At 65.8% G+C, this 26,863-nt stretch carries 26 protein-coding genes; 13 read left to right on the top strand and 13 right to left on the bottom strand.

The features are described 5' to 3' along the window. Positions 1 to 14 precede the first annotated feature (14 nt). Genes ASF79_RS12325 through ASF79_RS12310 form a run of 4 tightly spaced genes read right to left on the bottom strand, consistent with a single transcriptional unit; the run spans position 15 to position 4,166 of the window. Positions 15 to 1,004, bottom strand: a complete 990-nt coding sequence (locus ASF79_RS12325; protein ID WP_055855318.1) for a glycoside hydrolase family 43 protein — start codon at positions 1,002 to 1,004, stop codon at positions 15 to 17. After that, positions 1,001 to 1,903: a carbohydrate ABC transporter permease gene (locus ASF79_RS12320; protein ID WP_200933576.1), complete on the bottom strand. Its 903-nt coding sequence runs from the start codon at positions 1,901 to 1,903 to the stop codon at positions 1,001 to 1,003. The genes ASF79_RS12325 and ASF79_RS12320 overlap by 4 nt, the downstream gene beginning before the upstream one ends. A 9-nt stretch (positions 1,904 to 1,912) precedes the next feature. Beyond that, positions 1,913 to 2,857 (bottom strand): carbohydrate ABC transporter permease, encoded by a 945-nt coding sequence (locus tag ASF79_RS12315; protein WP_055778710.1) that lies wholly within the window; start codon positions 2,855 to 2,857, stop codon positions 1,913 to 1,915. Continuing rightward, entirely contained in the window at positions 2,850 to 4,166 is a 1,317-nt protein-coding gene (locus tag ASF79_RS12310) for an ABC transporter substrate-binding protein (RefSeq protein WP_055855316.1), read from the bottom strand. The genes ASF79_RS12315 and ASF79_RS12310 overlap by 8 nt, the downstream gene beginning before the upstream one ends. Before the next feature lie 244 nt (positions 4,167 to 4,410). On the opposite strand from ASF79_RS12310, the gene ASF79_RS12305 reads away from it, so the two are divergent. From ASF79_RS12305 to purF, 3 genes are all read left to right on the top strand, one after another. Next, positions 4,411 to 5,433 (top strand): LacI family DNA-binding transcriptional regulator, encoded by a 1,023-nt coding sequence (locus tag ASF79_RS12305; RefSeq protein WP_082466007.1) that lies wholly within the window; start codon positions 4,411 to 4,413, stop codon positions 5,431 to 5,433. A 76-nt stretch (positions 5,434 to 5,509) separates the two neighbouring features. Next, positions 5,510 to 7,369, top strand: a complete 1,860-nt coding sequence (locus ASF79_RS12300) for a glycoside hydrolase family 2 protein (protein WP_055855314.1) — start codon at positions 5,510 to 5,512, stop codon at positions 7,367 to 7,369. 77 nt (positions 7,370 to 7,446) lie between these two features. Continuing rightward, complete coding sequence (gene purF, locus ASF79_RS12295) at positions 7,447 to 8,919, top strand: amidophosphoribosyltransferase (RefSeq protein ID WP_055778718.1); 1,473 nt, start codon at positions 7,447 to 7,449, stop codon at positions 8,917 to 8,919. Positions 8,920 to 8,985: 66 nt separating this feature from the next. Here the strand turns inward: purF and ASF79_RS12290 are convergent, their stop codons facing one another. Next, positions 8,986 to 11,733 (bottom strand): 5'-nucleotidase C-terminal domain-containing protein, encoded by a 2,748-nt coding sequence (locus tag ASF79_RS12290; protein WP_055855311.1) that lies wholly within the window; start codon positions 11,731 to 11,733, stop codon positions 8,986 to 8,988. A gap of 161 nt (positions 11,734 to 11,894) precedes the next feature. Between ASF79_RS12290 and ASF79_RS12285 the strand changes: the two genes are divergently transcribed. Then, entirely contained in the window at positions 11,895 to 12,779 is an 885-nt protein-coding gene (locus ASF79_RS12285) for a VOC family protein (protein ID WP_055855309.1), read from the top strand. Between the two features lie 10 nt (positions 12,780 to 12,789). On the opposite strand, the gene ASF79_RS12280 is transcribed toward ASF79_RS12285, so the two are convergent. Further along, positions 12,790 to 14,388, bottom strand: a complete 1,599-nt coding sequence (locus tag ASF79_RS12280) for a long-chain-fatty-acid--CoA ligase (protein ID WP_235500749.1) — start codon at positions 14,386 to 14,388, stop codon at positions 12,790 to 12,792. Positions 14,389 to 14,535: 147 nt separating this feature from the next. Between ASF79_RS12280 and purS the strand changes: the two genes are divergently transcribed. Next, the gene (purS, locus tag ASF79_RS12275) at positions 14,536 to 14,832 is read left to right on the top strand and encodes a phosphoribosylformylglycinamidine synthase subunit PurS (protein WP_055855307.1); all 297 of its coding nucleotides are present in this window, start codon (positions 14,536 to 14,538) and stop codon (positions 14,830 to 14,832) included. Beyond that, complete coding sequence (gene purQ, locus ASF79_RS12270) at positions 14,832 to 15,530, top strand: phosphoribosylformylglycinamidine synthase subunit PurQ (protein WP_055855305.1); 699 nt, start codon at positions 14,832 to 14,834, stop codon at positions 15,528 to 15,530. The genes purS and purQ overlap by 1 nt, the downstream gene beginning before the upstream one ends. A 212-nt stretch (positions 15,531 to 15,742) precedes the next feature. Here the strand turns inward: purQ and sufU are convergent, their stop codons facing one another. Next, positions 15,743 to 16,186, bottom strand: a complete 444-nt coding sequence (sufU, locus tag ASF79_RS12265; RefSeq protein WP_200920166.1) for a Fe-S cluster assembly sulfur transfer protein SufU — start codon at positions 16,184 to 16,186, stop codon at positions 15,743 to 15,745. Then, complete coding sequence (locus ASF79_RS12260) at positions 16,183 to 17,532, bottom strand: cysteine desulfurase (protein WP_055855303.1); 1,350 nt, start codon at positions 17,530 to 17,532, stop codon at positions 16,183 to 16,185. Before ASF79_RS12260 ends, sufU begins: the two co-directional genes overlap by 4 nt. Before the next feature lie 157 nt (positions 17,533 to 17,689). Between ASF79_RS12260 and purL the strand changes: the two genes are divergently transcribed. The 5 genes from purL (at position 17,690) to ASF79_RS17390 (ending at position 22,403) form a co-directional block, all read left to right on the top strand. Continuing rightward, complete coding sequence (purL, locus tag ASF79_RS12255; RefSeq protein ID WP_055855301.1) at positions 17,690 to 20,014, top strand: phosphoribosylformylglycinamidine synthase subunit PurL; 2,325 nt, start codon at positions 17,690 to 17,692, stop codon at positions 20,012 to 20,014. A 109-nt stretch (positions 20,015 to 20,123) separates the two neighbouring features. Beyond that, positions 20,124 to 21,131, top strand: coding sequence for a WXG100 family type VII secretion target (locus ASF79_RS12250; protein ID WP_055855300.1), 1,008 nt, complete (start codon positions 20,124 to 20,126; stop codon positions 21,129 to 21,131). Between the two features lie 32 nt (positions 21,132 to 21,163). Further along, positions 21,164 to 21,811 (top strand): hypothetical protein, encoded by a 648-nt coding sequence (locus ASF79_RS12245; protein ID WP_055855297.1) that lies wholly within the window; start codon positions 21,164 to 21,166, stop codon positions 21,809 to 21,811. Between the two features lie 128 nt (positions 21,812 to 21,939). Continuing rightward, positions 21,940 to 22,206: a hypothetical protein gene (locus ASF79_RS12240; RefSeq protein ID WP_156366246.1), complete on the top strand. Its 267-nt coding sequence runs from the start codon at positions 21,940 to 21,942 to the stop codon at positions 22,204 to 22,206. A 59-nt stretch (positions 22,207 to 22,265) separates the two neighbouring features. Next, positions 22,266 to 22,403: an LPXTG cell wall anchor domain-containing protein gene (locus ASF79_RS17390; protein ID WP_146077694.1), complete on the top strand. Its 138-nt coding sequence runs from the start codon at positions 22,266 to 22,268 to the stop codon at positions 22,401 to 22,403. A gap of 11 nt (positions 22,404 to 22,414) precedes the next feature. Here the strand turns inward: ASF79_RS17390 and ASF79_RS12235 are convergent, their stop codons facing one another. The 4 genes from ASF79_RS12235 to ASF79_RS12220 form a co-directional block, all read right to left on the bottom strand. Continuing rightward, positions 22,415 to 22,729 (bottom strand): chorismate mutase, encoded by a 315-nt coding sequence (locus tag ASF79_RS12235; RefSeq protein ID WP_055778748.1) that lies wholly within the window; start codon positions 22,727 to 22,729, stop codon positions 22,415 to 22,417. Between the two features lie 87 nt (positions 22,730 to 22,816). After that, a complete protein-coding gene (locus ASF79_RS12230; RefSeq protein WP_055778751.1) occupies positions 22,817 to 23,239 on the bottom strand; it encodes an organic hydroperoxide resistance protein in 423 nt (140 codons plus the stop codon). A 63-nt stretch (positions 23,240 to 23,302) separates the two neighbouring features. Beyond that, positions 23,303 to 23,950 (bottom strand): GNAT family N-acetyltransferase, encoded by a 648-nt coding sequence (locus tag ASF79_RS12225; protein WP_055856074.1) that lies wholly within the window; start codon positions 23,948 to 23,950, stop codon positions 23,303 to 23,305. Positions 23,951 to 23,955: 5 nt separating this feature from the next. Further along, positions 23,956 to 25,242: an adenylosuccinate synthase gene (locus ASF79_RS12220; protein ID WP_055855293.1), complete on the bottom strand. Its 1,287-nt coding sequence runs from the start codon at positions 25,240 to 25,242 to the stop codon at positions 23,956 to 23,958. Positions 25,243 to 25,387: 145 nt separating this feature from the next. Between ASF79_RS12220 and ASF79_RS12215 the strand changes: the two genes are divergently transcribed. Then, positions 25,388 to 26,026: a Pr6Pr family membrane protein gene (locus ASF79_RS12215; RefSeq protein ID WP_156351720.1), complete on the top strand. Its 639-nt coding sequence runs from the start codon at positions 25,388 to 25,390 to the stop codon at positions 26,024 to 26,026. Here ASF79_RS12215 and ASF79_RS12210 read toward each other — a convergent pair. Then, positions 26,017 to 26,502 carry a DUF3151 domain-containing protein gene (locus ASF79_RS12210; protein ID WP_055778762.1) on the bottom strand — a complete coding sequence of 162 codons (486 nt, stop codon included), beginning with the start codon at positions 26,500 to 26,502 and terminating at the stop codon, positions 26,017 to 26,019. The two genes, ASF79_RS12215 and ASF79_RS12210, sit on opposite strands and share 10 nt — an antisense overlap. A gap of 60 nt (positions 26,503 to 26,562) precedes the next feature. Between ASF79_RS12210 and ASF79_RS12205 the strand changes: the two genes are divergently transcribed. Beyond that, on the top strand, positions 26,563 to 26,835 hold the full coding sequence (locus ASF79_RS12205) for a thioredoxin family protein (protein WP_055778765.1): 273 nt from the start codon (positions 26,563 to 26,565) through the stop codon (positions 26,833 to 26,835). Positions 26,836 to 26,863: the final 28 nt, after the last annotated feature.

The following is a 26,863-nucleotide window of genomic DNA, read 5'->3' as shown; positions in this document are numbered from 1 at the left end:
GAATGGCAAGAAGATCAGGGTTCGACGACGGGCCTGTCGCCGGGCCACTCGAGCTCCGAGACGGACATGCCTCGGTAGGAGAAGGCGGGATCCCAGGAGTGGTAGACGATCCGGTCGCGTCCATCGGGCGCGACCACGACGTCCTGCCCTCCGGGGCCCAGCGCCCGAGATCCGCTCATCGCGGTCGTGAAGAGCGGCTCGTCGGCCTTCGTGTAGGGCCCGGCGACGGATGGGGCGAGCGCGTAGCCCATGGCGTACTCCTCACCGCCGTAGTCGTTCGCGGAGTAGAACAGCGCATACTCGTCGCCGTGGCGCACGATCACCGGCGCCTCCACGAGCTGTCCCTCCCACTCCTCGGTCTGCTTGACGAGGTCGACGGGCTCGCCGACCACCGAGAGGCCGTCGGCAGTGAGCGTCGACAGTCGGAGCCAGGTGTCGAGGCCGCAGCAGTTTCCATCGTTCTTCCAAGCCAGGTATCTGCTGCCGTCATCGTCGACGAAGCTGCTCGCGTCGATGGCCCCGCCCTCGTCGAGCGGGCAGATCAGGGGCTCGACCGCATCCGACACGAACGGACCGGTCGGAGCGGACGACACGGCCACGCCGATGCACTGGCGGGCCGATGAGCTCTCCTGCGCGGTGAAGTACAACGCGAAGCGACCATCCGGGAGGGGCGCGACGTCGGGCGCCCACGTACGCCCCGTGTCGGCCCAGGCGGGAAGGTCGGGAAAGACGTCGTCACGCGACACGTCCCACGTCTCGAGGTCGGACGACGTCGCGTACTGCACGTTCACAGCCGGAGTATTGGTGGCGTAGGCGTAGTACGTGCCGTCGAACCCGATCACGTCGGGATCCGGGAAGTCCTCATCGATGACGAAGGCCGGCTGCGGCTCGGCGGATCCGCCGCCCGATGCGTCCCCATCGCTGCCGCCCGGCGCGCATCCGGTCAGCGCGAGAAGCCCGATCGCGAGGAACGCGAGCGACGGCGCCGACCGGGGGCGTGTCATCCCTTGACCGCCGAGCTCGCCACCGACTCGACGATCTGCTTCTGGGCGATGCCGAAGAGGATGAGCACGGGCACCGAGGCGATCACGGCACCGGCCATCACGATGCTGAAATGGGTGGAATACGCGCCCTGCAACTGCGACAGGCCGGGCTGGAGAGTGAGATTCTCGGGGCTCAGCAGCACGTAGATGGGCCAGAGGAAGTCGTTCCAATTCGCGAGAAAGCTCAGGATGGCGAGGGTCGCCAACGCCGGACGAGAGAGCGGCAGCACGATCTGCGCGAAGATGCGGAAGTCGCCGGCCCCGTCGATACGCGCGGCCTCCTCGATCTCGGAGGGAAGGCCGATGAAGAACTGGCGCAGGAAGAAGATTCCGAACGCGCCCGCCGCGCCCGGCACCGTGATCGCCCAGATCGTGTCGAGCCAGCCCAGGTTCTGAACGATCAGGTAGTTGGGGATGAGGAAGATGACCGGCGGAACGAGGAGCGTTCCGATGATCACGCCGAAAACGACCTTCTTGCCGCGGAACTCGAGCCGGGCGAGAGCATAGGCGCCGAGCGACGCCGTGACCAGAATGAGGACGGTCTGCAGCGTGGCGGCGGCGAAGCTGTTCAGCAGCCAGAGGAAGATCGGCTGCTGCCCACCCGCCAACGTGCCGTAGGCCTCCGTGGACACCGGGTCGGGCACGATGCCGTAGGGGTTGGAGATCACATCGCCGTCGGTCTTGAACGACGTGATCAGAATCCAGACGAGGGGAAGGATGATGGCCAGGGCCACGAAGACCAGCACGGCGTAGAGCCCGGCGGTACGAGCTGCGATGCCGCGCGGCCGGCGTCGTGGCGGCGGTGGGGTCGTGACGCGCTCCGACGACACCGTCGCGGCGGACATTGTTGCGGATGACATCTGCTGTCCTTAATCTGTCTTCTCGCGCTGGAGGCGGAAGTTGATGACACTGATGATGGCGAGGAAGGCGAACAGGATGTAGCTCATCGCAGCAGCCGGAGCCATGTTGTTCTGCGAGAGCCCCTGGTCTGAGATGTACATGATCGCTGTGCGCGTGGTGTTGGCCGGCCCACCCTTGGTGAGGATGTAGGACTGCCCGAACATGTTCGCCGAGGCGAGGATGGTGGTCGTGCTGACGAAGAGCATCACCGGGCGCAGGCCCGGCAAGGTGACGCTCCAGAACTTGCGGAACACACCGGCGCCGTCGAGCGCGGCAGCCTCGTACAGATCGGGATTGATCGCCTTGAGCCCGGCGAGCAGGATCACGGCGTTGAAGCCGAGGGTCCACCACACCGTGACGAGGACCAGAGAGACCCAGGCCCACGGCACGTCGACCGTCCAGGGGATGTCGGTCGGCAGGCCGAAGAGCCCGAGGATGTGGTTCAACATGCCCGACTGTGTGTCGAGCAGGTACTTCCAGATGACCCCGATCACGGCGACGCCGAGAACGTAGGGCGCGAAGAAGATGGCCCGGAAGACCGTGCCGCCACGGATGTTGTTGTTCAACAGGATCGCGATCAGCAACGGGATGATGAGCAGGCAGGGCACGCTCAGCACCGTGAAGATACCGGTCGCGCCCATGCTCTGCCAGAAGTCGCCGAACGTGATCGACCCCGGTGTGAACAGGTCGATGTAGTTCTGCAACCCGATGAAGCTCTGCGTGTCCTTGAACGGACTCCAGTCGGTGACGCTGATCCACAGGCCGAAGATCGACGGGAAGACCACGAAGACGCCGAAGAGCACCAGGAAGGGAAGCAGGAAGAGGTAGGCGGTGCCCGTGTGCAGGGCGACCCCCGTCTTCGAGACGCGCTGGCGCCTCGAAGACGGGAGCGGCCGGATGGCGAGATTAGTCACCGTACTTGGCTGCGTTCTGCTTGAGGATCTCGTTCGCCTGCTTGGCCGCGTCGTCGAGTGCCTCCTTGGGCTCCTTCTTGCCCGTGACCGCCTCGTTCAGAGCCGTCGTGATGAGCGCGTTCGCGGCGGTGATGCCGGGTGCGCTCGTCTCGTAGTGGGCGTAGGGGAGCGAGTCGATGAACGGCTTCAGGTTGGGGTACGTCTCGACCAGTGACGGGTCGTTGCGCACCTCGTTCGCGGCGGGAAGCTCACCGGTCTCCGCCCAGCCCGCCGAGTTCTCGTTCATCCACTTGACGAAGGTCGCAGCGGCGGCGGTCTTGTTCTTGTCCTGGCCCTTGTTGTTCAGGAACATCCAGTGGGTCGAGCTCGACCACACGGCCTTCTCTGTGCCGATCTGGGGAACAGGGGCCACGGTCCAGTCGATCTCGTTGAACGATTCGTTCGTGGTCTGCCAGACGCCGTTCCAGTTGTACGCCGTCTGCCCGGCCAGGAGGCCCTTGATGTTGCCGTCCTGAGCGACGTTCGGCGGGCTGTATCCCTTGTCGATGAGGTCGACCATGTGGGTCAGCGCCTGGACGCCGGCATCGGAGTTGAACGTGGCCTCGGTCACGTCGTCGTTGTAGAGGTCGCCGCCGAACTGCCAGAGCAGCGACTCGAACTCGAAGGTTCCGGTGAAGACGTAGCCGTCGACCCATTCACCCGCGACACCGGCCGCCTTGAGGGCCTCGAGAGCCTTCATGTAGGAGTCTTTGTCGGCCGGAACGGTAGCCGGATCGATGCCGGCGGCCCTCAGCACGTCGTTGTTGACGTAGAGGCCCATCGGCGTCACGCTCCACGGGATTCCGTATTGCGCGCCCTTGTAGGCACCGGCATCCATGAGACCTTCGGGGAAGTCGTCCGCCGAGTACCCGAGCTCGTCGACGATATCGTCGGCAGGCAGCAGGAGTCCCTGCGCCGCGTACGTGGCGACGTCGTCGCCGTGGGCGACCGCGACATCCGGCCCCTTGCCCGCCTTGACCGCGAGGGGCAGCTTCTTCGAGATGTCTCCCCATTCCTGGGGAACGTTCTTCACCTCGATGTTGTCGTGCTCGGAGTTGAACTTGTCGACCATCTTCGGAACGAGCACGGGGGCTGCGCCACCGGTCCACCCATTCCAGAACGTGATCGACACCTTGGGACCGGTGTAGTCCTCACCGGGTACGGCGTTGCCGCCCGCACCCGCGCCACCGCCGGAACAACCTGCCAGTGCGATGCCCACGCCCAGCGCGAGCGTTGCTGCGATCGCCCTGCGTGCGATGCCCTTCTTCATAAGACTCTCCTTCGAGTTTTCATCGCCCGATCGGGCGAGACAAGGGTGTGCAGTCTCGTCAGGTGTGGAGGATCCAGGGATCGGACGAAGACTTCTGGATGAACTTACAGCGCTGGAAGTTTGCGGTCAAGGGGGGTCGTTCGTACAGCGACGCAATCGTGATCGGGTCGTGACCACTACGATCAGAGATCACGGAAGCCGACACCGCAGCAGCGTGGATGCCGTTCGATCCGCAGGAGGAACAATGGCTGGAGTCCGACTACAGGACGTCGCCGACCACGCCGGCGTCTCGATGAAGACCGTGTCGAATGTCGTGCACAAGCACCCGCACGTCTCGCACGCCATGCGCGAGCGGGTGCAGCGCGCCATCGACGAGCTCGGATACAGACCGAACGCACTGGGCAGGCAGCTCGCGACCGGGCGCACAGGCCTGCTCGCCCTCGCCTTCGCCGATGTGCGACTCCCCTACTTCTCCGAACTCGCCAACCTCGTATCGCGAGCCGCCGCCGAGACCCGCCCCGGCTATCGACTGCTTCTGGAGGAGACGGAGGGAACTCTCGACGGCGAGCGCGCCGTGCTCTCCGCCACGGAGGCGGGCCTCGTCGACGGCATGCTCTTCCAGCCGTCGCAGATCTCGTCACGCGAGATCGCCGAGCGGCACGGAGACCTTCCCATGGTGCTTCTCGGCGAGGGTCCTGCGCCGCTCAGCATGGATCGCGTCATGATCGACAACGTCTCGGCCGCGGCCGCAGCCACCCGCCACATCGTCGCTCTCGGGCGCCGCCGCATCGCGTTTCTCGGCCACGAGGCCCAGTCCCTCTCGTCGACATCGCGCCTGCGGATCGTCGGCTATCAAGAGGGTCTGGAGCAATCGGGCCTTGCTGCCGACCCCGAATTGCTGATCTCCAGCAGCGAGATCACTCCGGCGGCGTCGGCAGCCTCGCTCGGCGAAGCTCTCGACCGCGGCCTCGAGATCGACGGCGTCGTCTGCCGCGACGACCTCGCCGCCATGGGCGCCCTCCGCGCATTGCACGAACGGGGCATCCGGGTTCCCGACGACGTCGCGATCATCGGATGGGACAACATCTCGTTCACGGCCACCAGCTTTCCGAGCCTCAGTTCGATCGCCCCCGACCTCGACGAACTCGCCCGAGTCGCGCTCGAGATGCTCGAGGAGCGCATCGCCGGCTTCGACGGGCTCGGGCGGCACAGGGTCGTCGACTTTCGACTCGTAGCGCGAGAGAGTGCCCCGCACCCCTCCAACTGAACCGCGACGGCCGTGCCGTCGCACGACTTCGTGTTCCATATTTACAGCGCAGTAAATTTGGTGTCATGATGAACCCATGAGCAGCGACGCCCCCTCCCCCGCCGAGCCCGATTTCCGTGCGAGCAGGCAGAACGGTGATTACCCACGGCCTCAGCTGGTGCGCTCCGAGTGGCGGGAGCTCGACGGGCCGTGGCGATTCGCCTTCGACGACGACGATCGAGGCCTGGCCGAGCGATGGCACCTGGCCGCGGACTTCGACCGCACCATCATCGTGCCCTTCCCCTTCGAGTCCGACGCGTCGGGCATCGCCGACACCGGTTTCCACCGCGTCGTCTGGTACTCGCGCACGCTGACCGACGCCGATTTGACGGCGGCAGGCTACGGTGGCGCGCAGCGCTCAGCCGATACACGACTCCTCCTCCATCTCGGCGCTGTCGACTACCGGGCGATGGTGTGGCTCGACGGGGTCTTCCTGGGTTCCCACGAGGGCGGGCAGACGCCGTTCTCGTTCGACGTCACGACGGCGATCGACGAGGCGGCGACGGAGCACACGATCGTGGTCCGCGCCGAAGACGATCCCGCCGATGTCGCCCAACCGCGCGGCAAGCAGGATTGGCGGCTCGACCCCCACTCGATCTGGTACCACCGCACCACCGGCATCTGGCAGCCGGTCTGGCTCGAGGCCACCCCCGCGGCCGGAGTGCGACTCCTGCACTTCACGCCGGACGTCCCCGCCGGCACTGTCTCGGTGCGCGTCGACCTCGGCCGCGAGCCGCAGCCCGGCAGCACGGTCGAGATCCGTCTCGACTACGAGGGAAAGATCGTCGGCCAGCTCACCCTGCCGGCTTCCGCGAGCACCCGCGGGGTGATCGAGGTGACCCCTCAGCGCAACGGACAGGCATACGAAGAACTTCTCTGGTCGCCCGAGAACCCTCGCCTCATCGATGCCACCGTGATCGTGCGAACGCCGCTCGGCGACGCGGTCGACACCGTGGCCTCCTATCTCGGACTCCGCTCGGCGACATGGGGAGGGGGCCGATTCCTTCTCAACAACCGGCCCTACTACGTGCGGTCCGTGCTCAACCAGGGCTACTGGCCCGAGTCGCACCTGGCGAGCCCCACCCCAGACGCGTTGCGCGCCGACATCGTGCTGACCAAGGAACTCGGGTTCAACGCGACCCGCCTGCACCAGAAGATCGAGGATCCCCGGTTCCTCTATTGGGCCGACCGACTGGGGCTGCTCGTCTGGGCAGAGACCCCCGGCGCCTTCGAGTTCTCGCCCGTCGCGGCCACGCGCCTGCTGGCCGAGTGGACGGCCGTCATCGAGCGCGACCTGTCGCATCCATCGATCGTCACCTGGGTGCCGCTCAATGAGAGCTGGGGCGTGCAGCACATCGAGCACGACCCGGCGATGCGCGCCTTCGCGCGCGCACTCGTGGAGGTCACCCGCACCCTCGACGGTTCGCGACCCGTCATCTCGAACGACGGCTGGGAGCACGTCGACTCCGACATCATCACCGTGCACGACTACGAGTCGTCGGGGGTCGTCCTGGAGAAGCGCTACGCCGACGACGACGCGAAGCGACGGCTGCTCGACGGCTTCGGCCCCGCGGGTCGGCGCATCCTGCTCGACGGCCAGCAGACCGGCGATCGCCCCGTGATGCTCACCGAGTTCGGCGGCATCTCCTTCGCCACCCGCTATGCAGACACGGATGCTTGGGGCTATTCGCACGCGGCCGGTCCCGATGATTTCGTGGCCCGCCTGCACGCGGTCGTGGATGCGCTGGCCGACAGCACCTTCCTCGCGGGCTACTGCTACACCCAGCTCGCCGACACCCTGCAGGAGACGAATGGACTGCTCTCGGACGATCGCGTTCCGAAGGCCCCGGTAGACGTTCTGCGCGCGATCTTCGCGGGTGGCGACCCTCGGGCATAGCGAGGGGCACCCGCCTTCGTCGCTCCCGTACAATGGGGGACGGCCTATTTCTCTACAGCGTCTGGAGCCCGCCCGGTATGTGCGGCATCGTCGGTATCGTCTCGTCCGGTCCGGTCAATCAACAGGTGTACGACAGCCTCCTTCTGCTTCAGCACCGCGGACAGGACTCGACCGGCATCGCTACCGCCGACGGGTCGACGTTCCACATCGTCAAGGCCAAGGGGCAGGTGCGAGAAGCGTTCCGCACCCGCGACATGCGGTCGCTGCTCGGCAATGTGGGTCTGGGGCATGTGCGCTACGCCACGAAGGGCGTCGCGGGCAACGAGCAGGAGGCGCAGCCGTTCTACGTGAACGCGCCCTACGGCATCGTGCTCATCCACAACGGCAATCTCACCAATACCCGCGAGCTCAATCAGGAGCTCTTCCACATCGATCGCCGCCACCTGAACACGTCGAGCGACACCGAGCTGCTGCTGAATGTCTTGGCGACCGAGCTGCAGGGTCAGGTGTCGGGCCTCGACCTCGAGCCGGATCAGGTCTTCGATGCCGTCGCCAACGTGCACGAGCGCATCGAGGGCTCCTACGCGGTGATCTCGATCATCGCGGGTCATGGACTGCTGGCCTTCCGCGATCCGTTCGGCATCCGCCCCCTGGTACTCGGCAAGCGCAGCGACGCCAACGCGCTGGCGGGAGTGCAGCGCGACGAATGGGTCGTCGCCAGCGAATCCTTGGTGCTCGAGGCATCCGGCTACGAGGTCGTGCGCGAGGTCGCGCCCGGCGAGGCCATCTTCATCACGCAGAACGGCGAGATGTACTCTCGCCAGTGCGCGAAGAACCCCGTTCTCGTGCCCTGCTCGTTCGAGTACGTCTACCTCGCCCGACCCGACAGCGTCATGAACGGCATCTCGGTCTACGAGGCTCGACTCCGGCTCGGCAATCGGCTGGCCACGACCATCGCCGATCTCACCCCGATGGGCGACATCGACGTCGTCATGCCTATCCCCGACTCGTCACGCCCTGCCGCGATGCAGGTCGCACAGAAGCTCGGCGTCGAGTACCGCGAGGGGTTCTACAAGAACCGCTACGTGGGGCGCACCTTCATCATGCCCGGGCAGGCCGAGCGCAAGAAGAGCGTCAGGCAGAAGCTGAACGCCATGTCGACGGAGTTCAAGGGCAAGAACATCCTCATCGTCGACGACTCGATCGTGCGCGGTACGACCTCGAAGGAGATCGTCGAGATGGCCCGGGCAGCCGGCGCCAACAAGGTGACGTTCACCTCGGCCGCTCCCCCGGTGCGCTTCCCGCACGTCTACGGCATCAACATGCCCTCGCGAGAAGAGCTGATCGCCCACGGCCGCAGCTTTCCCGAGATCGCGAGGGAGCTCGGCGCCGACCACCTCATCTACCAGGAGATCTCCGACATGGAGAGCGCCATCCTCGAGGGAAGCGACGTGAAGAACCTCGAGATGAGCTGCTTCACCGGCGAGTACGTCACCGGCACGGTCAGCCCCGAGTACCTCGCCTGGGTCGAAGCGACTCAGCACTCGTAGAACGAGTTCGAGAACGACGAAGGCCCGGGGCGAGAACCCCGGGCCTTCGTCGTGACACCTCTGATCTTACGAAGTCGACCTCGCCGCACGACGGCGGCGCACCGTCAGCAGCGCGCCCGCCGCGAGCAGGAGGCCCGCCCCGAGAAGCGGCAGCGTCGCATCCATGCCCGTGGCCGCCAAGCCTGTCGGTGATGCACCGGCCGAACCTGCGGGGTCGACGACCGAGACCGTGCCGTCGGCTGCAACGACGATCGTGCGGTAGCCGATCACCGTTCCATCCCGATCCTGGATGACGAGGCGGTGAGTGCCTGTCGGGACGTTGCTGATCGTGACCGAGAACGAACCCGACTCATCGGCCTGGAACCAGCCCAGTCGCACCGGATCGGAGAAGATCGACACGTAGTACCAGTCGCCCGGTGTGAGCCCGGAGACCGTCACCGCCTGTCCGTTCGTCGCGCTGCCCGTGCTCAGACTGAAGGCATCGGTTTCGGTGGCCGGAAGCGACTCGGCCGATGGCAGCGCAGGCTCAGTGGTCGGCTTCGGCAGCGGGGTGGTGATGACGTTCGACGCTTGCGACTCGGCCGACGAACCCACGGCGTTGATCGCCTTGACCGTTGCCGTGTAGTCGGTGTCGGTCTTCAGTCCCGCGAAGCCGACCGAGGTCGTCGCAGCGTCGACCGAGGCGGAGTCCGCCTTCGTGCCGTCGGCGTAGAGAGTCACCTCGTAGCCGGTGACGGGTGTTCCACCATCGACGGCGGGCGGAGCCCATGAGGCCGTCACGGCGGAGAAACCGTCGGCCGCAAGTGTCGGCGCGGCCGGCGCATCCGGAGCCACGAACGGAATCTCACCCGTGGTCGTGACCGGAAGCGACACGGACTTGCCCGTGGTCGGGAGCACGAAGCTCACGACGTGGTCGCCGTTTCGGGTGAGCTTCGGAACCGTGACCTCGACTGTTGCGGTGCCCTGCTCATCGAAGGTGTCGACGATGGCCGGGTTGATCGGCGCCGTGGCGATCTCGACGCCGTCGAACTGCACCGACACCGTCGAGTCCTGAACCGGAGCGCCCGAGAGAACGAGGGAACTGAGGGCGAACGAGAACGTGGTCTCGGGCGCGACCGTTCCGAGGTCGATCGGTGTTCCGGGGGTCGTTGCCGGCGACGTCAGAGTCACGCCGATCGAGCGAGATCCGTAGTCGGGCGTGAGCGGGGAGTTCGCGCCGATGTATTGCTTGAACGCGTCGAGATCGACGCGTCCCGTGTCGGTCTTAGCTGCCCCGAGAGCCAGTTCTTTGAAGTTGTCACCGCCTCCGGCGAGGAAGCTGTTGGTCACGACCTGGAAGGAGTCGGTGTCGCTCACCACGGCGCCGTTGTAACGGATCTCGGTCACATGCGAGCCTGTGGCAGCCGAGGGGTCGTAGGTGTAGCTCAGCGCCTTGTTGATTCCGAGCTTCAAGAACGGTCGAGACTGGCCTGGCTGCCACTGCTGCTCGAGCACGGTCTTGACCTGCGCGCCGGTGAGGGTCTGCGTGAACAGGCTGTTGGCGAACGGTTGAACGGTGGCCGACTCCTCATAGGTGACGACGCCGTCTGGCGCGACCGCGATGTCGGCGCGAAGACCGCCCGGATTCATGAACGCGAGCTGCGTTCCCAGGTCTCGTGTCGCCCAGAGCTGACCATCGGCCACGATGTTACCGAGGGTCGACTCGCCGCCCCGGTTCTCTTTGCCGTCGGTCTGTACCGCACGCTTGAAGTCGGCCGAGATCGATCCCACGGGTTGCAGACCGATGACGCTGGAGCGCTGCTTGGCGTCGGCGACGATAGCCGCGACCGTCGGATCCTGAGCGTAGGCCGCGACACCCTTGACCACGAGCGGAATCGTCTCCGCCGTCGATGAGGAGATGGCCTTGCTGGTCGGGTTGACCTGGAAGTTGAAGTGGCCCAGGTTCGTTCCATAACTGGCCGTCTGCAGAACCGGAAGCGTTTTCGAGCCGACCGTCACGTTCTGTGCGTAGAGATTGTGAGTGTGGGCAGACGCGATCGCATCGACGCTCGGTGCTGTGCCGGTCACGATCTCGCCGAAGACGGTGTTCGGGTCGGTCAGATTCGCCGTGGCGGAGGCTGCTCCCTCGTGCAGCAGCAGCACGAGGACGTCGGCCTCACCGTTCTCGCCGTCGTCGATGCCGTCTTTCAGTTCGGCCGCAGCAGCGTTGACACTCTCGACGATTCCCGCGACCTTGAGGGTGTTGATGCCGTCGGGGTTCACCAGCGTGGGCAGGTCCTCGGTGACAGCACCGATGAAACCGACCTTGACTCCGTCGAACGTCTGAACGTCGTAGGGCGCGTAAGCATGCTCACCCGTGGCCGTGTCGAAGAGGTTGGCCGAGATGTACGGAAAGTTCGACCCGTCCGAGATCCGACCGTCGACATCGGACCTGCCGTGGTCGAATTCGTGGTTACCGAGCGACGTGACGCTCACACCGATCTGGTTCAAGACGTCGATCGTGGGCTCGTCGTTCAATGCCTGAGAGATGAAGGGCGAGCCGCTGATGTTGTCGCCCGCCGACACGAGGGTCGTGTTGGGGTTGGCGGCACGGAACGACGCGACGGCCGTGGCGATCGATGCCGCTCCGGCCTCTCCGCTCGAAAGGTTCTGCTCGAGGTGCCCGTGGAAATCGTTGATGGTGTAGACGTCGATCGAGACGTCGCCGGGGGCCGCGGAGGCAGGCAGCGCGCCCAGACCGATCAGGGCCACGGTTGCGGAGGTGAACAGGGCGGCGGCGCGCGCAGCGCGACTCCGATTGATAGATGACTGCATAGAGGTGACGTACTCCAAGGTGGATTCGGGGACGATTCCCACTCAATCCGAAGCTTGGAACTCAGTCAACCGAATCTCCGCCCGTAACCAGATGTTCACACAGCGCGCGATTACTTGTAGCTACAAGGAATAGATCGCGCCCTGGTGGCGTTGTCACCCGCATGAACACACGTGACGATCTGCTGTCAGCCCAGACCGGAATGGGAGCTGTGACCCTGCGCGTCGGCGATCTCGACGCCATGATCGCCTACTACCGCGACGCCGTGACGCTCGAGCTGCAGAGCCAGGAGGGCGATGTGGCCGTGCTCGGCCGCGGCGGTGTACCGGTCGTCATTCTGCAGCACGCGCCCGAGCTGAAGCACGCCGCGCCTCGATCTGCGGGGCTCTACCACACGGCCATCCTGTTCGAGTCGGAACCAGCGCTCGCCGCTGCCCTGTATTCGATGGCGCGCCGCGCTCCCGGATTGTTCACCGGAAGCGCCGATCATCTCGTATCGAAGGCCTTCTACTTCACCGACCCTGAGGGCAACGGCGTCGAGCTCTACTGGGATCGTGCCCGCACCGAGTGGAGCTGGGCGCACGGGCAGATCGAGATGGGCACCGCCTACCTCGACCCGAACGAGTTTCTGCAGCAGCACGTCACGCCCGAGCTGGTCGAGAATCCCCGACTCGGCGGCACGACGGTCGGGCACGTGCACCTCTCGGTGGGCGACGTGGCCACGGCCAAGGAGTTCTACGTCGACCGTCTGGGGTTCGAGACCACGACCGCGTTCGGCGACTCCGCCCTCTTCGTCTCGGCAGGTGGTTACCACCACCACATGGCGATGAACGTCTGGGAGTCGAAGGGGGCCGGGCGTCGACCGCTGGCCCTCGGGCTCGGGCTCGTCGAGATCGCTGTACCCACGGCAGACGAGGTCGGGCGGGTCGGTGAGCGGCTCGGGCACTACGGGCTGCAGACCCGCAACGACGGTCGCTCGCTCATGGTCTCCGACCCCTGGGACAACCAGATCAAGATCGTCGCGGCGGATACGACGTCGGTCGCGTAGCCGTCGAGGACTACGACCCGTGGCGTGCCACGAGTTCTCTCTTCAGCACTTTGCCGCTCGGCCCCATCGGCAGGGCTTCGACGACCGTGACCTCGCGCGGGTACTTGTACGCCGCGACGTGCTCCTCGGCGAAAGCCACCAACTCGGCACCCGTCACGCTCGCCCCGGCGACGAGCACAACAGCCGCCACCACCTCCTGGCCGTGAACCTCGTGCGGAACGCCGTAGACCGCGGCCATCGATACCTCCGGATGCCCCGCCAACACCTCTTCGACCTCGCGGGGGTACACGTTGTAGCCGTTGCGCAGGATCATGTCCTTCTTGCGATCGAGAATGCGCAGGTACCCATCGTCGTCCTTCGTTCCGAGGTCGCCCGTGCGGAACCAGCCGTCGACGACCGCGCGTGCCGTGTCCTCCTGCCTGTGCAGGTATCCCTTCATCAGGTTGTGCCCCCTGATCACGAGTTCGCCGAGCTCGCCTCGAGCGAGCAACTCGATCGCATCGTCGTTGTCGGCCCGGGCGATCTCGACATCCACACCCCAGATCGGCTTGCCGATCGTGCCGGGCCGAGGCGGCACGCCGCGCTGGTTGAAACTCGCCACGGGCGAGGTCTCGGTCAGGCCGTAGCCCTCGTGGATGTCGGCACCGAACAGCTGCGTGAACCTCTCGATGATGGCGACCGGGATGGCCGCGCCGCCGGAGATCCCGTAGCGCAGCTTCGTCTCAACGGGCTCGCTTCCGGCGGCGGAGAGAATCACCATGTACATCGTCGGCACACCGAAGAAGATCGTGCACCCGTGCCGTTTGATCAGCTCGATCGCCCCCGCCCCATCGAACTTCGGCATCAGCACGATCGTCGCGCCCGCGCGAAAGCCGGTGTTGAGGACACACGTCTGGCCGAAGGTGTGGAACAGCGGCAGGCATCCGAGCAGCACGTCGTCGCTCGTCATGTCGAAGGTGTCGAGCAGAAGCGTGCTCGTCTGCTCGACGAGCGAGAAGTGGCTGCCCTCGGCGCCCTTCGGAGAGCCCGTGGTGCCGCTCGTGTACAGAATGGTCGCCGTATCGCTCGGGGCACAGGCCACGTAGGTCTCGAGCGGAACCGCCTGCCCGGCCAGGTCTTCGAGGCGATCGAAACCGACGGCATCCAGCGGCTCGTCGCCCGAGTGCGGCGGCATCATCAGCGACACCACGTCGACGCCCGCGAGCGCCGCACCCTTCGCGCCCTCGGCGAGCAGCGGAGCCGAGCAGACGAGCAGCGTGGCGCCACTGTCGCGCAGCACGAAGGCGATCTCCTCGGCCTTGAGCAGCGCGTGGATGGGAACGACGATGCCGCCGAGCGCCAGGACCGCGTAGTAGACGCGGGGAAAGTCGGGCACGTTCGGGATCAGGATGGCGACGGGGGCGCCCCGCTCGACTCCTCGATCGCGTAGAGCCCCGGCGTAGGCGAGCGTCTCCTCCCAGAGAGTGGAGTAGCTGATGCTCTCTTCGCCCACGATCAGGGCGGTCTTATCGGGCCGGCGTGCCGCCGTCTCGGCGAGGATGGCGGCGACCGAGACGGTCGCATATCCCGTCTGCATGTCGGATGCGGCGGCGTGCGCGGGTGCGTTCATCTCGTTCTCCAGTCGTCATTGACCTCAAGACATCGAGGCTACGGCGGGGCGGGCGTGGAACCAAGACCGGCGCGCGGGTGTGAAGCCGATGCCCACCGTTTAGACTGGGGGCGAATCCACCCGTCACTTCTCGAAAAGAGTTCTCCGGTGCCCACAATCGTCGTCGAGGTCATGCCCAAGGCCGAACTTCTCGATCCCCAGGGCAAGGCCGTGCTCGGCGCCCTCACCCGCCTCGGGCAGTCGCAGTTCAGCTCGGTTCGCGTCGGCAAGCGCTTCGAGCTCACCGTCGACGGCGAGGTCACCGACGCGGTTCTCGCCGAGGTCAAGACGCTCGCCGACGAGATGCTGTCGAACTCGGTCATCGAAGACGTCGTCGGCATCCACGTCGTGGACACGCCCGCTGGTCCCGCCTCCGTGATCTCCGCCGCCGGAGCATCCGTCTGATGCGCATCGGCGTCGTCACCTTCCCCGGTTCGCTCGACGACCGCGACGCGCAGCGCGCCGTGCGCATCGCCGGCGCCGAGCCCGTCGCCCTCTGGCACGGCACCCACGACCTCGACGGTGTCGACGCCATCGTGCTTCCCGGCGGTTTCAGCTACGGCGACTACCTGCGCTGCGGTGCCATCGCGAGCCACTCGCCGATCATGGCCGAGGTCATCCAGGCCGCAGAGCGCGGCGTGCCCGTGCTCGGAATCTGCAACGGCTTCCAGATGCTCACCGAGGCGCACCTGCTGCCCGGCGGACTGATCCGCAACGACCACGGCTCGTTCATCTGCCGTGATCAGCGCCTGCGTGTCGAGAACACGTCGACCGCGTGGAGCAACGGCTTCACCGAGTCACAGGAGATCACGATTCCCCTCAAGAACGGCGAAGGCGGCTTCATCGCGTCGGCCGCCGAGCTCGAGCGACTCGAGGGCGAGAACCACGTGGTCTTCCGCTACCTCGACGTGAACCCCAACGGCTCGCTCAACAACATCGCCGGCATCACGAACGCGCGCGGCAACGTGGTCGGCCTCATGCCGCACCCCGAGCACGCGGTCGAGCCCGGCTTCGGCCCCGATACCCCGGATGCGATGCGCTCGGGAGTAGACGGCCTCACCTTCTTCACGTCGGCGCTCGAGGGCCTGCTCGCTCGCGCGTAACCCACGCGCGCCAGGTGCGGGCATCCATGTCGCCTTAGTGTCAGGAATCGACTCGGCGCAAAACGACTCACACTCACGCAGATGGGTGCTTATTCGACGAGTCGACGCCAGGGTCGGAATCGAGTCGGCGGAGAAGCACCCAAAGGCGCTTTCTTGGGTGCATTCGCGCCGAGTGGGCTAAACCCAGCTCGCAGGGAGGCTCAGACGCGGGGTCAGGCCGCGGGGCTCTTCGCCATCGCGTCTTCGAGGGCGACCCACGCGAGCATGGCGCACTTGACGCGCGCGATGTAGCGGGAGACTCCGCCCAGCACGACGGCGTCACCGAGCAGGTCTTCGTCACCCTCGAGCGTGCCCTTCGAGCGCATCAGCTCGCGGAAGGCGTCGATGCGCTCCTGCACAGCAGCCCGGTCGAGATCGACGATCACGTCCGACAGCAGCGAGGCGGACGCCTGCGAGATGGCGCAGCCGTGTCCCTCCCAGCTGAGCGACGTGATGGTGTCACCCTCCGAGTGGATGCGCAGGGTCACCTCATCGCCGCACGTCGGGTTGAGCTGGTGCGACTCGGCCGACCCGCCGTCGCGCAGCCCGTGATTATGCGGGGTGCGCGAGTGATCCATGATGACCTCCTGGTAGAGGCTCTCCAACGAACTGCTCACAGCTGACCTCCCTGAGGGTAGATGGTCGGCACGACGCCGAAGAATGCGGTGACGCCGCGCACGCCCTCGAGGAACGCGTCGACCTCGGCAGGGGTGTTGTAGAGGTAGGCGCTCGCGCGGGTCGAAGCGGTGACACCGAAGCGGCGGTGCAGCGGCTGGGCGCAGTGGTGGCCGACGCGCACCGCGATGCCGAGGTCGTCGAGGTACTGACCGACGTCGTGCGCGTGCACCCCCTCGACCACGAAGCTGGCGAGTCCGGCCCGCTCGATGCCCGGGCCGGGGCCCAACACCGTGATTCCGGGAATCGACTCGAGCCCCTCGACGAGACGCTGGCCGAGAGCGGCCTCCCAGTCATGGACCCGCTGCATCCCGATCTCGGAGAGGTAGTCGACGGCTGCTCCCAGCGCGATGGTCTGCGATACACGCTGCGTTCCGGCCTCGAAGCGCTGCGGAGCCGGCAGATACTCGGCCTTCTCGAGCGTGACCGTGGTGATCATCGATCCGCCCGTGAGGAAGGGCGGCATGGCGTCGAGCAGCTCACTGCGGCCGTACAGAACTCCGATGCCGGTGGGGCCGAGCATCTTGTGCGCCGAGAACACGGCGAAATCGACGCCCAATGCACCGAGATCGAGCGGGCGATGCGGGGCCGACTGGCAGGCATCCAGAACGACGAGCGCGCCGACGGCGTGCGCCAAGGCCACGAGCCGCTCGACAGGGTTGATCACCCCTGTGACGTTCGAGACGTGAGTGAAAGCGAGAATGCGCGTCTGTGAGCCGATGATGTCTTCGGCGGCCGCCATCTGCAGCTGACCGTCGTCGTCGATCGGGATGACCCGTAGTGTCGCGCCCGTGCGCGCGGCCAGTTCCTGCCACGGGATGAGGTTGGCGTGGTGCTCCATCTCTGTGGTCACGATCTCGTCGCCGGGGCCGAGCGCGAACCGCGACGAGGCGGGCGCACCACGGCCCAGGCTCGCGTTCGAGAAGGCGTAGGCCACGAGGTTGATGCCCTCGGTCGCGTTCGACGTCCACACGATCTCGTTCTCTCGCGCACCGACGAAATCGGCGACACGGGCCCGAGCGTCTTCAAAGCTCTCCGTCGCCTCGGCGGCGAGCGTGTGCGCCCCGCGATGCACGGCCGAGTTGCGCTGCAGCACGTAGTCGCGTTCGGCATCCAGAACCTGCAGCGGCCGCTGTGACGTCGCGCCCGAGTCGAGATAGGCGAGCGGATGCCCGTTCACCGAACGACCGAGGATCGGGAAGTCGGCGCGCAGCCGCTCGACCTCGGCCAGAGTCAGCGGCGCGGGTTCCGCGCCGGGTGCGAGCGAGGATGCGTCGGTGACGGTCATGAAGGCGGGTCAACTTTCACTGGTTCGGGAGGTGGCGCGGGCGAACCCGACGTCTAACGCTACTTCGTCAGAGCAAACCCCGCCCCGGGCCGCGGCATTCCCGGGACAGATAGGATTGAGGCGCTCACCGCCTGCCCCACTAAGGAGCCTTTTCCGCGTGTCTGAATCCGCTGCCGTCACCTCCGCCCGCGCCGCCGCCGATACCGTGCAGAATGCGATCGACACTCCAGACCGGGAGCAGCCGTACGCGGCGCTCGGCATGAAGCCCGATGAGTACGCCAAGGTACGCGAGATTCTGGGCCGCCGCCCCACCTCGGGCGAGCTCGCCATGTACTCGGTGATGTGGAGTGAGCACTGCTCCTACAAGAGCTCGAAGATCTACCTGCGCCAGTTCGGCGAGAAGGTCACGCCCAAGATGAAGCAGAACCTCATGGTGGGCATGGGCGAGAACGCCGGCGTGGTCGACGTGGGCGAGGGCTGGGCCGTGACCTTCAAGATCGAGAGCCACAACCACCCCAGCTACATCGAGCCGTTCCAGGGTGCCGCCACCGGCGTCGGCGGCATCGTGCGCGACATCATCTCGATGGGTGCGCGACCCGTGGCCGTGATGGATGCATTGCGCTTCGGCGACATCTCAGACCCTGACACGGCGCGCGTCGTGCACGGCGTCGTCTCGGGCATCTCGTTCTACGGCAACTGCCTGGGCCTGCCGAACATCGGTGGAGAGACCTGGTTCGACCCGGTATATCAGGGCAACCCGCTCGTGAACGCGCTGAGCGTCGGCGTGCTGCGCCACGAAGACCTGCACCTCGCCAACGCGCGCGGCGTGGGCAACAAGGTCGTGCTCTTCGGGGCCCGCACCGGCGGCGACGGCATCGGCGGAGCATCCATTCTCGCGTCTGACACGTTCTCTGCTGGCGGCCCCACCAAGCGCCCCGCAGTTCAGGTGGGCGACCCCTTCGCAGAGAAGGTACTCATCGAGTGCTGCCTCGAGCTGTTCCGCGAGAAGCTCGTCGAGGGCATCCAAGACCTGGGCGCCGCGGGAATCTCGTGTGCGACCAGCGAACTCGCCTCCAACGGCGATGGCGGCATGTTCATCGAACTCGAGAAGGTGCTGCTGCGCGACCCCTCGCTCACCGCAGAAGAGATTCTGATGTCCGAGAGCCAGGAGCGCATGATGGCCGTCGTGACCCCCGAGAAGCTCGAGGGCTTCTTGAAGGTCGTCGAGAAGTGGGATGTCGAGACCAGCGTTCTCGGCGAGGTCACCGACACGGGCCGCCTGATCATCAACTGGCACGGCGAGGAGATCGTCAATGTCGAGCCGCGCACCGTGGCCGTCGACGGGCCCGTCTACACGCGTCCCGTCGCCTACCCGAGCTGGATCGACGCTCTGCAGGCCGACACCGCTGCCACGCTCCCCCGCGCCACGACACCGGCCGAGCTGCGCGAGCAGCTGCTGCGCCTGCTGGGGTCGCCGAATCTCGCCGACCCGAGCTGGATCACGAACCAGTACGACCGCTACGTGCTCGGAAACACGGCGCTCAGCTTCCCCGACGACGGGGGCATGATCCGCGTCGACGAGGAGTCGGGGCTCGGGTTCGCGATCGCGACGGACGCCAACGGCCGCTATTGCCAGCTCGACCCGTACCAGGGCGCGCAGCTGGCTCTGGCCGAGGCGTACCGCAACGTTGCCGCGACCGGCGCGACCCCCGTCGCCGTCTCCGACTGCCTCAACTTCGGTTCGCCCGAAGACCCCGAGGTCATGTGGCAGTTCTCGAAGGCCGTCGAGGGCCTGGCCGACGGCTGCCTCGAGCTCGAGATCCCCGTCACAGGCGGCAACGTCTCGTTCTACAACCAGACCGGCACCAAGCCGATCCACCCGACGCCTGTGGTCGCCATTCTCGGCGTGATCGACGACGTGGCCAAGCGCATCCCGAGCGGCTGGCAAGACGAGGGCAACAACATCTACCTGCTCGGCACCACGACCGAGGAGTTCGACGGATCGGCCTGGGCCGGCGTCGTGCACGACCACCTCGGTGGACGCCCGCCCGCGGTCTCGCTCGCGAACGAGGCGACCCTGGCCGGCCTGCTCGCCGCGGGAGCCCAGCAGTCGATCATCGCCTCGGCACACGACCTCTCTGACGGCGGACTCGCCACCGCCCTGGTCGAGAGCGTCATGCGCTTCGGTGTGGGCGCTCGCGTCTTCCTCGACGAGCTGATGCTGCGCGACGGGGTCGACATCACGACCGCACTCTTCTCCGAGACCACGGGCCGCGTGCTCGTCAGCGTTCCGCGCGAAGACGACGTGAAGTTCATCGGCCTGTGCGAGGGTCGCGGTTACCCGGTGATCCGGGTCGGCGTGACCGACTCGACAGAGCCCGGCATCAGCATCCAGGGCCAGTTCGACGTGTCGCTCGACGAGCTTCGCGGCACCCATCGGGCAACCCTGCAGCAGCACTTCGGAGACGTCGTCGGTTACTGAGGCTCCGGCCGCATCGACGACATGGGGAGTTCTCCCCATCGAAGTCGACCGGCCGCGAAGCTAGCCTGAACCGACAACAACACGCTCGAATTCGGCACGGAGGATCACGATGGCACAAGGGTTCTACGGCGCGGATCCGGAACAGCTGCGGGCCCTGGCGAAGCAGTTCTCGTCGGGCTCGAACCAGATCCGCTCGTCGCTCGAGACGGTGTCGTCTCTCGTGAACTCCACGCAGAGTTGGCAGGGCCCCGACGCGAGCGCATTCCAGCAGCGCTGGAACTCTCAGGTCAAGCAGCTGGGCAACACGGTCGTGCACGCCCTCGAGCTCGGTTCGACGACGCTCATCAAGAACGCCGACGAGCAGACCGCGACGAGCCAGGTCGACGGTGGGGCGGGCGGCAGCGGCGGGCCGGGTGGAAACAGCGGACCAGGCACCCCATCTCGGCCAGGAATCCCGAAGTCTCCCGGCGATCCTGGATTCTTTGACCCCGGCTCCCCGTTCCGAGAGGGGTGGGACAAGTATGGCGATTACACTCTGGCCGCCGACCTGTGGTCGCTGGCACGCGGCAAGGGGGATTTCGCTGCTCTCGGTTGGCCCAGACTTCTTGGTGAGGGTGGTGCGTTCCGGTTCCTCGATGGCGCGGCCGACATCGTCAAATTTGAGAATCTGAACAAATACATCCCCGCCCTCAACATCTCGGATGACGTTTTCCACTCGAGCACGGGTCTTATGGGAGCGAAGAACAGCCTCTTCGACTTCGTGGGCAATGGGGGGCTCGGAAAAGGTCTCGGCGCTTTGGGCGTCGGTCTCGACGCGTACGACACTGTCACCAGCGCCGCCAAGGGCAATCTCGGCGACGCCGCCTGGTCGGCCACCAAAACAGCCCTCGGAGTGGCGTCGTTCCTGCCGCCTCCCGCCGGAACCGTCGCCCAGGTTGCGAGCATCGGCATCGCCGTATACGAGATCCCCGCAGTCAAGGAATTTGTCGACAATGGCGCGAAGGCCGTAGCTGACACCGTTTCCGACGCAGTGAAAGATCCCGGTAAGTTCGTGAACGATGTCGGCAACAACCTCAAGAATGCCGGCGAGGGTGTCAAGAACTTCCTCGGTCTCTAGACCTCCGTTCACCCGCGAAAGGACACCCAGACATGACTGATCAGAACCCCGAGCAGACCCCTTCGGCCGTCGGCTTCGGCTATGCGGAGATCGCCTACCTGCTCAAACGCATGTCCACGCCGGAAGCCGAGATGAGCGCCACCGTGCTTCGCCTTACCGAGGAGATGAACTCCGATGTTCTCCCCGCGGCCGGGGCGTCCTCACTGCTCGGGCGCGGATTCGCTACCGTCGTCGACGAAGAGATTCAAGTTCAGGAAGCTGCTCTGCCTGTAGCCTTCGCGCTTAGTCGTGCCACTCTCTGGACAGAGATAAGCCTGATCAACAGCGACATCATCGATACCGTCGTGCACGTCGAGTCGGATCCCGTATCCCTGTTGCTCCAGCCGCGTACGCTGCTGACCTGGTTCGTCTTTGCGCAAGATCCGGACGTGCCTGGACCCGATGCCGAACTAGAGATCCTTCAGGAACACGTGCGACAGCATCCCGGGGGAACGGCAATGATGCGCGCCCGGATCCGCGGTGCGGAGTCGCTTCTGCTCGTCAGGGCCGACGGCGATGGTTGGGTTGTCGGGACTGTCGAAGAGGGTGAAGACGACGTCGTCGAACGCACGGGCCTCACTAATACCGAACTCCGCGACGCGATCGCCGAGCTGCGCACGAGCCTCGCACCTATCCGGTGAATGAGAAGCCGTCCGGTCGGCGGGCCGGCTACTTCACAAGGCTTTCGCAAGCCGATGCCGCCGCACGAGGGCTGACAGACGAAGAGTACGGCGTTTACAAAGGGAGCAAATACAGCCTCGTCCGGCCCGTGAACTCCGCGGGCGGGTTGCTCGTGATATCGATCATCCTCACGGTGTTCGCGGTCGGTATTGGAGTCGCGTTGGCCGTGATCTCGTTACAAGACGCCGGTCTGCTGCCGCAGCCGCAGAACTCCACACCATGGGAGCCCTATATGTGGGTCATCTACGTGGGGTTCCTCGCGTTCCCCGTCGTGTCGTGGTTCTACTACGCAAAAGAGCGTCGAGCCCAGAAACTACGTATCTCGCGGGGCCTGCCGCGGACACTGAGGTCGTGACCTCATCGGTCTGCGGTTTCGCCTGAACATGAGAGAGTATCGAGAGGAAAGGTGCACACATGCCCATTGAACTTGCCCAGACCGGACTATCCGTCTCGACCTACATCGTGCTTGGACTCGTGGTGCTTCTCGTCGGAGCAGCACTCTTCATCGTGGCCCGCGCTCTGCGCCGCCACAACAAGAACAACCAGCTCTAGGCTGCGCGAGCCTACTCGCCTTCGCCGGCGATGCGGCGGTGGTGGTGGATGACCTCGGCCACGATGAAGTTCAAGAACTTCTCCGCCAGGTCGGGGTCGAGGTGCGACTCCTCGGCCAGTGCGCGGAGACGCTTGATCTGACGGGCCTCGCGATCGAGGTCGGCCGGTGGCAGACCGTTGGCGGCCTTGAGCTCGCCTACTCCCTGCGTGAACTTGAACCGCTCGGCGAGAAGGTGGATCAGGGCCGCATCGATGTTGTCGATCGACTGCCTGATGGCTTCGAGCTTGCGGAGTGCATCGTCGGGTGCGGTGGCGGTGTCAGACATAACCAGAACTTTAGCGCCCTCAGCAAGTGCGTTCCCTGAGCCTGGCGAAGGGATGCCCTCCGGCAGGCTCAGGGAACGACGGGGATGCTATTCGACGATGTTGAGGACCACGGGGACGTTGCCCGAGATCGCCTTCGAGTAGGGGCAGATGTCGCGGTGAGCGGTCTCGGCGATCGTGCGCGCCTCGTCTGCCGTGACGTTGGGGATGTAGATGTCGAGCTCGGCCGCGATCTCGAATCCGGTGTCGGCGCTCGGGCCGATCGAGACGCTGGCTGAGACGGCCGCATCCTTCGTGTCGAGCTTCATCTCGCGACCCACGGCGTGAACCGCGCCGAGGAAGCAGGCCGAGTAGCCGGCGGCGAAAAGCTGCTCGGGGTTCGTACCCTCGCCGCTTCCGCCCATCTCGACGGGGGGCCGGGTGTCGAAGTCGAGGCGGTCGTCTTCGCTTCGAACGTGGCCATCGCGGCCACCGCCAGATGCGTGGGCAATTGCAGTGTAGAGAGCGTCCATAGACACCAGTCCACCACGAAACGGCGTCGGATGCAGCGTCGAAAGGATGTGTCTTTCCAGGGACTATTCTTCGCTCGCGCGCAGCTCTACGGGGCGCCCGCCCTGGGCCGCCAGACGTCGCTCGAGGCCCCGCCTCACGCCCGCCCACTCGTCGCTGAGGATCGAGAAGATGGCGGAGTCGCGCCACGCTCCGTCTGCGCGTCGCATATCGTGGCGGGCTATGCCTTCGAACGTCGCGCCGAGCTTCTGGATGGCCGCACGTGACCGGGCGTTCAACACGTCGGCCTGGATCTTGACGCGCTCGAATCCGTTGTCGAAGGCGGAGCCGAGAATCAGCAGCTTCGCCTCGGCGTTCACGACCGTGCCCCACACCCGCGGGTCGTAGGCCGTCCAGCCGAGGTGCGCATAGCCGAGCGACACATCGAAGTCGCCGAGCGTCGAGGTGCCGACCACGAGGCCGTCGTTCGGCCCGCCCCGTAGCCGAATCGCATGCACATTGGCGGCATCCCACGCGTAATACGACTCGGCGAACTGGGCGTAACCCTCGATCGTGTCGCGGTAGGCGGCGGGGCCGCCGCCGTAGCCGCCGGCGAAGATCTGCGGATGCCCGATGGCCGCGAACAGCTCCGGCACGAGTTGCCGGGTCAGCGGCTCGAGCGAGATGAAGCGCCCCTCGACGACGTCACCGAAGGGCGGCCGCGCGCACCGCACCACCGCTACTCGAGCAGGTCGTGGCGCACGACGATCTCGTCGCGACCGGGGCCGACGCCGATGGCGGAGATGCGGGCGTTGCTCATCTTCTCGATGGCCAAGACGTAGTTCTGCGCGTTGACCGGCAGGTCGGAGAACTCGCGGGCACCCGTGATGTCTTCGCTCCACCCCGGGAACTCTTCGTAGATCGGCACGGCGTGGTGGAAGTCCGACTGCGAGACAGGAACCTCGTCGACGCGCACTCCCTCGACGTCGTAGGCCACGCAGACCGGGATCTTCTCGAGACCCGTGAGCACGTCGAGCTTGGTGAGAACGAAGTCGGTGACACCGTTGATGCGGGCGCTGTAGCGGGCGATCGGCGCGTCGTACCAGCCGCAGCGACGGGGCCGACCGGTGGTGGTGCCGAACTCGAAGCCCTGCGAGCGCAGGAATTCGCCCGACTCGTCGAAGAGCTCGGTGGGGAACGGACCGGCGCCGACGCGCGTCGTGTAGGCCTTCACCACGGCGATCACGCGGTCGATGCGGTTGGGAGCGACGCCCGAACCGGTGGCCGCACCACCCGACGTGGCATTCGAGGACGTGACGAAGGGGTAGGTGCCGTGGTCGACATCCAGCATGGTCGCCTGGCCGCCCTCGAACAGTACGGTCTTGCCCTCGTCGAGTGCGCGGTTGAGCACGAGCGACGTGTCGGCGACCATCGGGCGCAGCCGATCGGTGTAGCTCAGCAGATCGTCGATGACCTCGTCGGCCGTGATGGCGCGACGGTTGTAGACCTTGACGAGGATGTGGTTCTTGAGATCGAGTGCGCCCTCGACCTTCTGGCGCAGGATGCCCTCGTCGAAGAGGTCTTGAATGCGGATGCCGACGCGGTTGATCTTGTCGGCGTAACTGGGACCGATGCCTCGGCCCGTCGTGCCGATCTGCTTCTTGCCGAGAAAGCGCTCGGTGACCTTGTCGAGGGTGCGGTGGTAGGCGGTGATGACGTGGGCGTTGGCCGAGACCAGCAGTTTCGACACATCGACGCCGCGGGCCGCGAGCGCCTCGAGCTCGTGAAAGAGCACCTCGATGTCGACGACGACACCGTTGGAGATGACCGGGGTGACGCCGGGGCTCAGAATGCCTGACGGCAGGAGGTGCAGAGCGTACTTCTTGTCGCCGACGACCACGGTGTGGCCGGCGTTGTTGCCGCCGTTGAATTTGACGACGTAGTCGACCCGGTCGCCCAGGAGGTCGGTGGCCTTGCCCTTGCCCTCGTCGCCCCACTGGGCGCCGATGAGAACGATCGCTGGCATGAATATGTCCTATCGGTCAGAAGCCTCGGTATCGAGGAGTGGCCGGAACCCGCTAAGAGATTCCACCCCATAGTAACGGAGGGCGCATGCCTGAGATTTCGCCGACAAGGGCAACCCCCAATCTGGTCTGCTACGAATCGATGTCATGAGCAGAAGACTTGTGGGAGCGGTGCGCCTTCTGGCGGGCATCGGGCTGTTGGTGACCATCGTCATTCAGATCAACGACCGGGTCGTGAACAACGCTTTCGACCCGTGGGAGTACTTCAGCTACTTCACCATCGAGACGTCGTTGATGAACATCGTCGTCTTCATCGTCGGGGGCATCCTCGCGTTCCGTCTGTCGCGCGATACAGAACTCTTCACCACCGTGCGGATGGCGACGCTCACCTACGCGATCATCACCGCGGGCGTCTACAACCTGCTGTTGAGAAACGTGCCCTACAACGGGTTCCAAGGGCTCAGCTGGCCGAACGAGGTCATCCACGTCTGGATTCCGATTCTCATCGTGCTCGACTGGCTCATCTCACCCGGTCGACCCGCCCTCAGCTGGAAAGCCCTCCGGGTCGTCATGATCTACCCGCTGCTCTGGCTCGCTTACTCCCTGGTGCGCGGAGCCGTGTCGAACGGCATCTACCCGTACCCGTTCCTCGATCCGGCGACCGCGGGCTGGGGCAGCGTGATCGCCTACATCGTGGCACTCAGCCTCGTACTGCTGGGACTGGCCGCACTCGCGATCGTCTACAGCAGGCGCGTGGGCAGAGAAGCGATTCGGCGTCAGTCCTGACCGCGGATGATGATGGCCTCGGTTACCGGCTGATCGTTGACGGGCCGGATCGTCGCCTCGATGGCGTCGATCGCCCTGGGATCTGACATCTGCAGGAAGTCTCCGAGTCGCTTTACCTCGTCGACCTCGCCGAACGCCTCGGCGGCGCGTCGCAGCGTGTAGAGCGAGAGAAGCACTCCACGGTTGGGCTCGTGCGACCAGGGAACCGGGCCCTGCCCGCGCCAGCCACCCTTGCGCAGTGCGTCGAGGCCGCGGTGGTACCCGACCCGGGCATAGGCGTACGACGGCAGCACCGCACCGACTGCCCACAGCTCTTCGGCCAGCAGCGCCCACAGCAGCGACGAGGTGGGGAACTGCTTGACCAGCTCGCCGAGATCTGCCGCCGTCGCGGGAGAACGCTGCGCGAGCGCCTCCATAACAGCCGTGTCTTCAGGAAGGAGTGTCTCGGGCAGGCCGAGGAGGTTGTCGCCGCTCATACGTCGATGGTACGCCAGCGGCGTCGGGAATCCCGGGGCGCCGATCGCGTTGCACTACGTATGCCGCTCTCCGTTCACCTCTACAGTTCGAGCTTCTGCGGCGCGTGCACGCTGACCCGGAGCGTTCTCGAGCAGGTGCAGCCCTTCGTTCGAGACCGTGTCGAGTTCAGCGAATCGAACGTGGCCTCGAACCCAGATGACGCGGAGCGGGCGAACATCGTGGCGACGCCGACCGTCGTGGTTCGCGACGAATCAGGCGCGGAACTCGCCCGGGCCTCCGGCGTTCCGACGGCCGATCAAGTGCTGAGCCTTCTCGCCCGCCACCTCGGCTGACCATCGCCTGAGGACCGCCCTAAATAAG

Source organism: Agreia sp. Leaf335 (assembly GCF_001423605.1).
Taxonomy (GTDB): Bacteria; Actinomycetota; Actinomycetes; order Actinomycetales; family Microbacteriaceae; genus Agreia.
The sequence above is the reverse complement of the archived record's forward strand: the minus strand, read 5'-3'. Positions and strand labels throughout refer to the sequence as shown.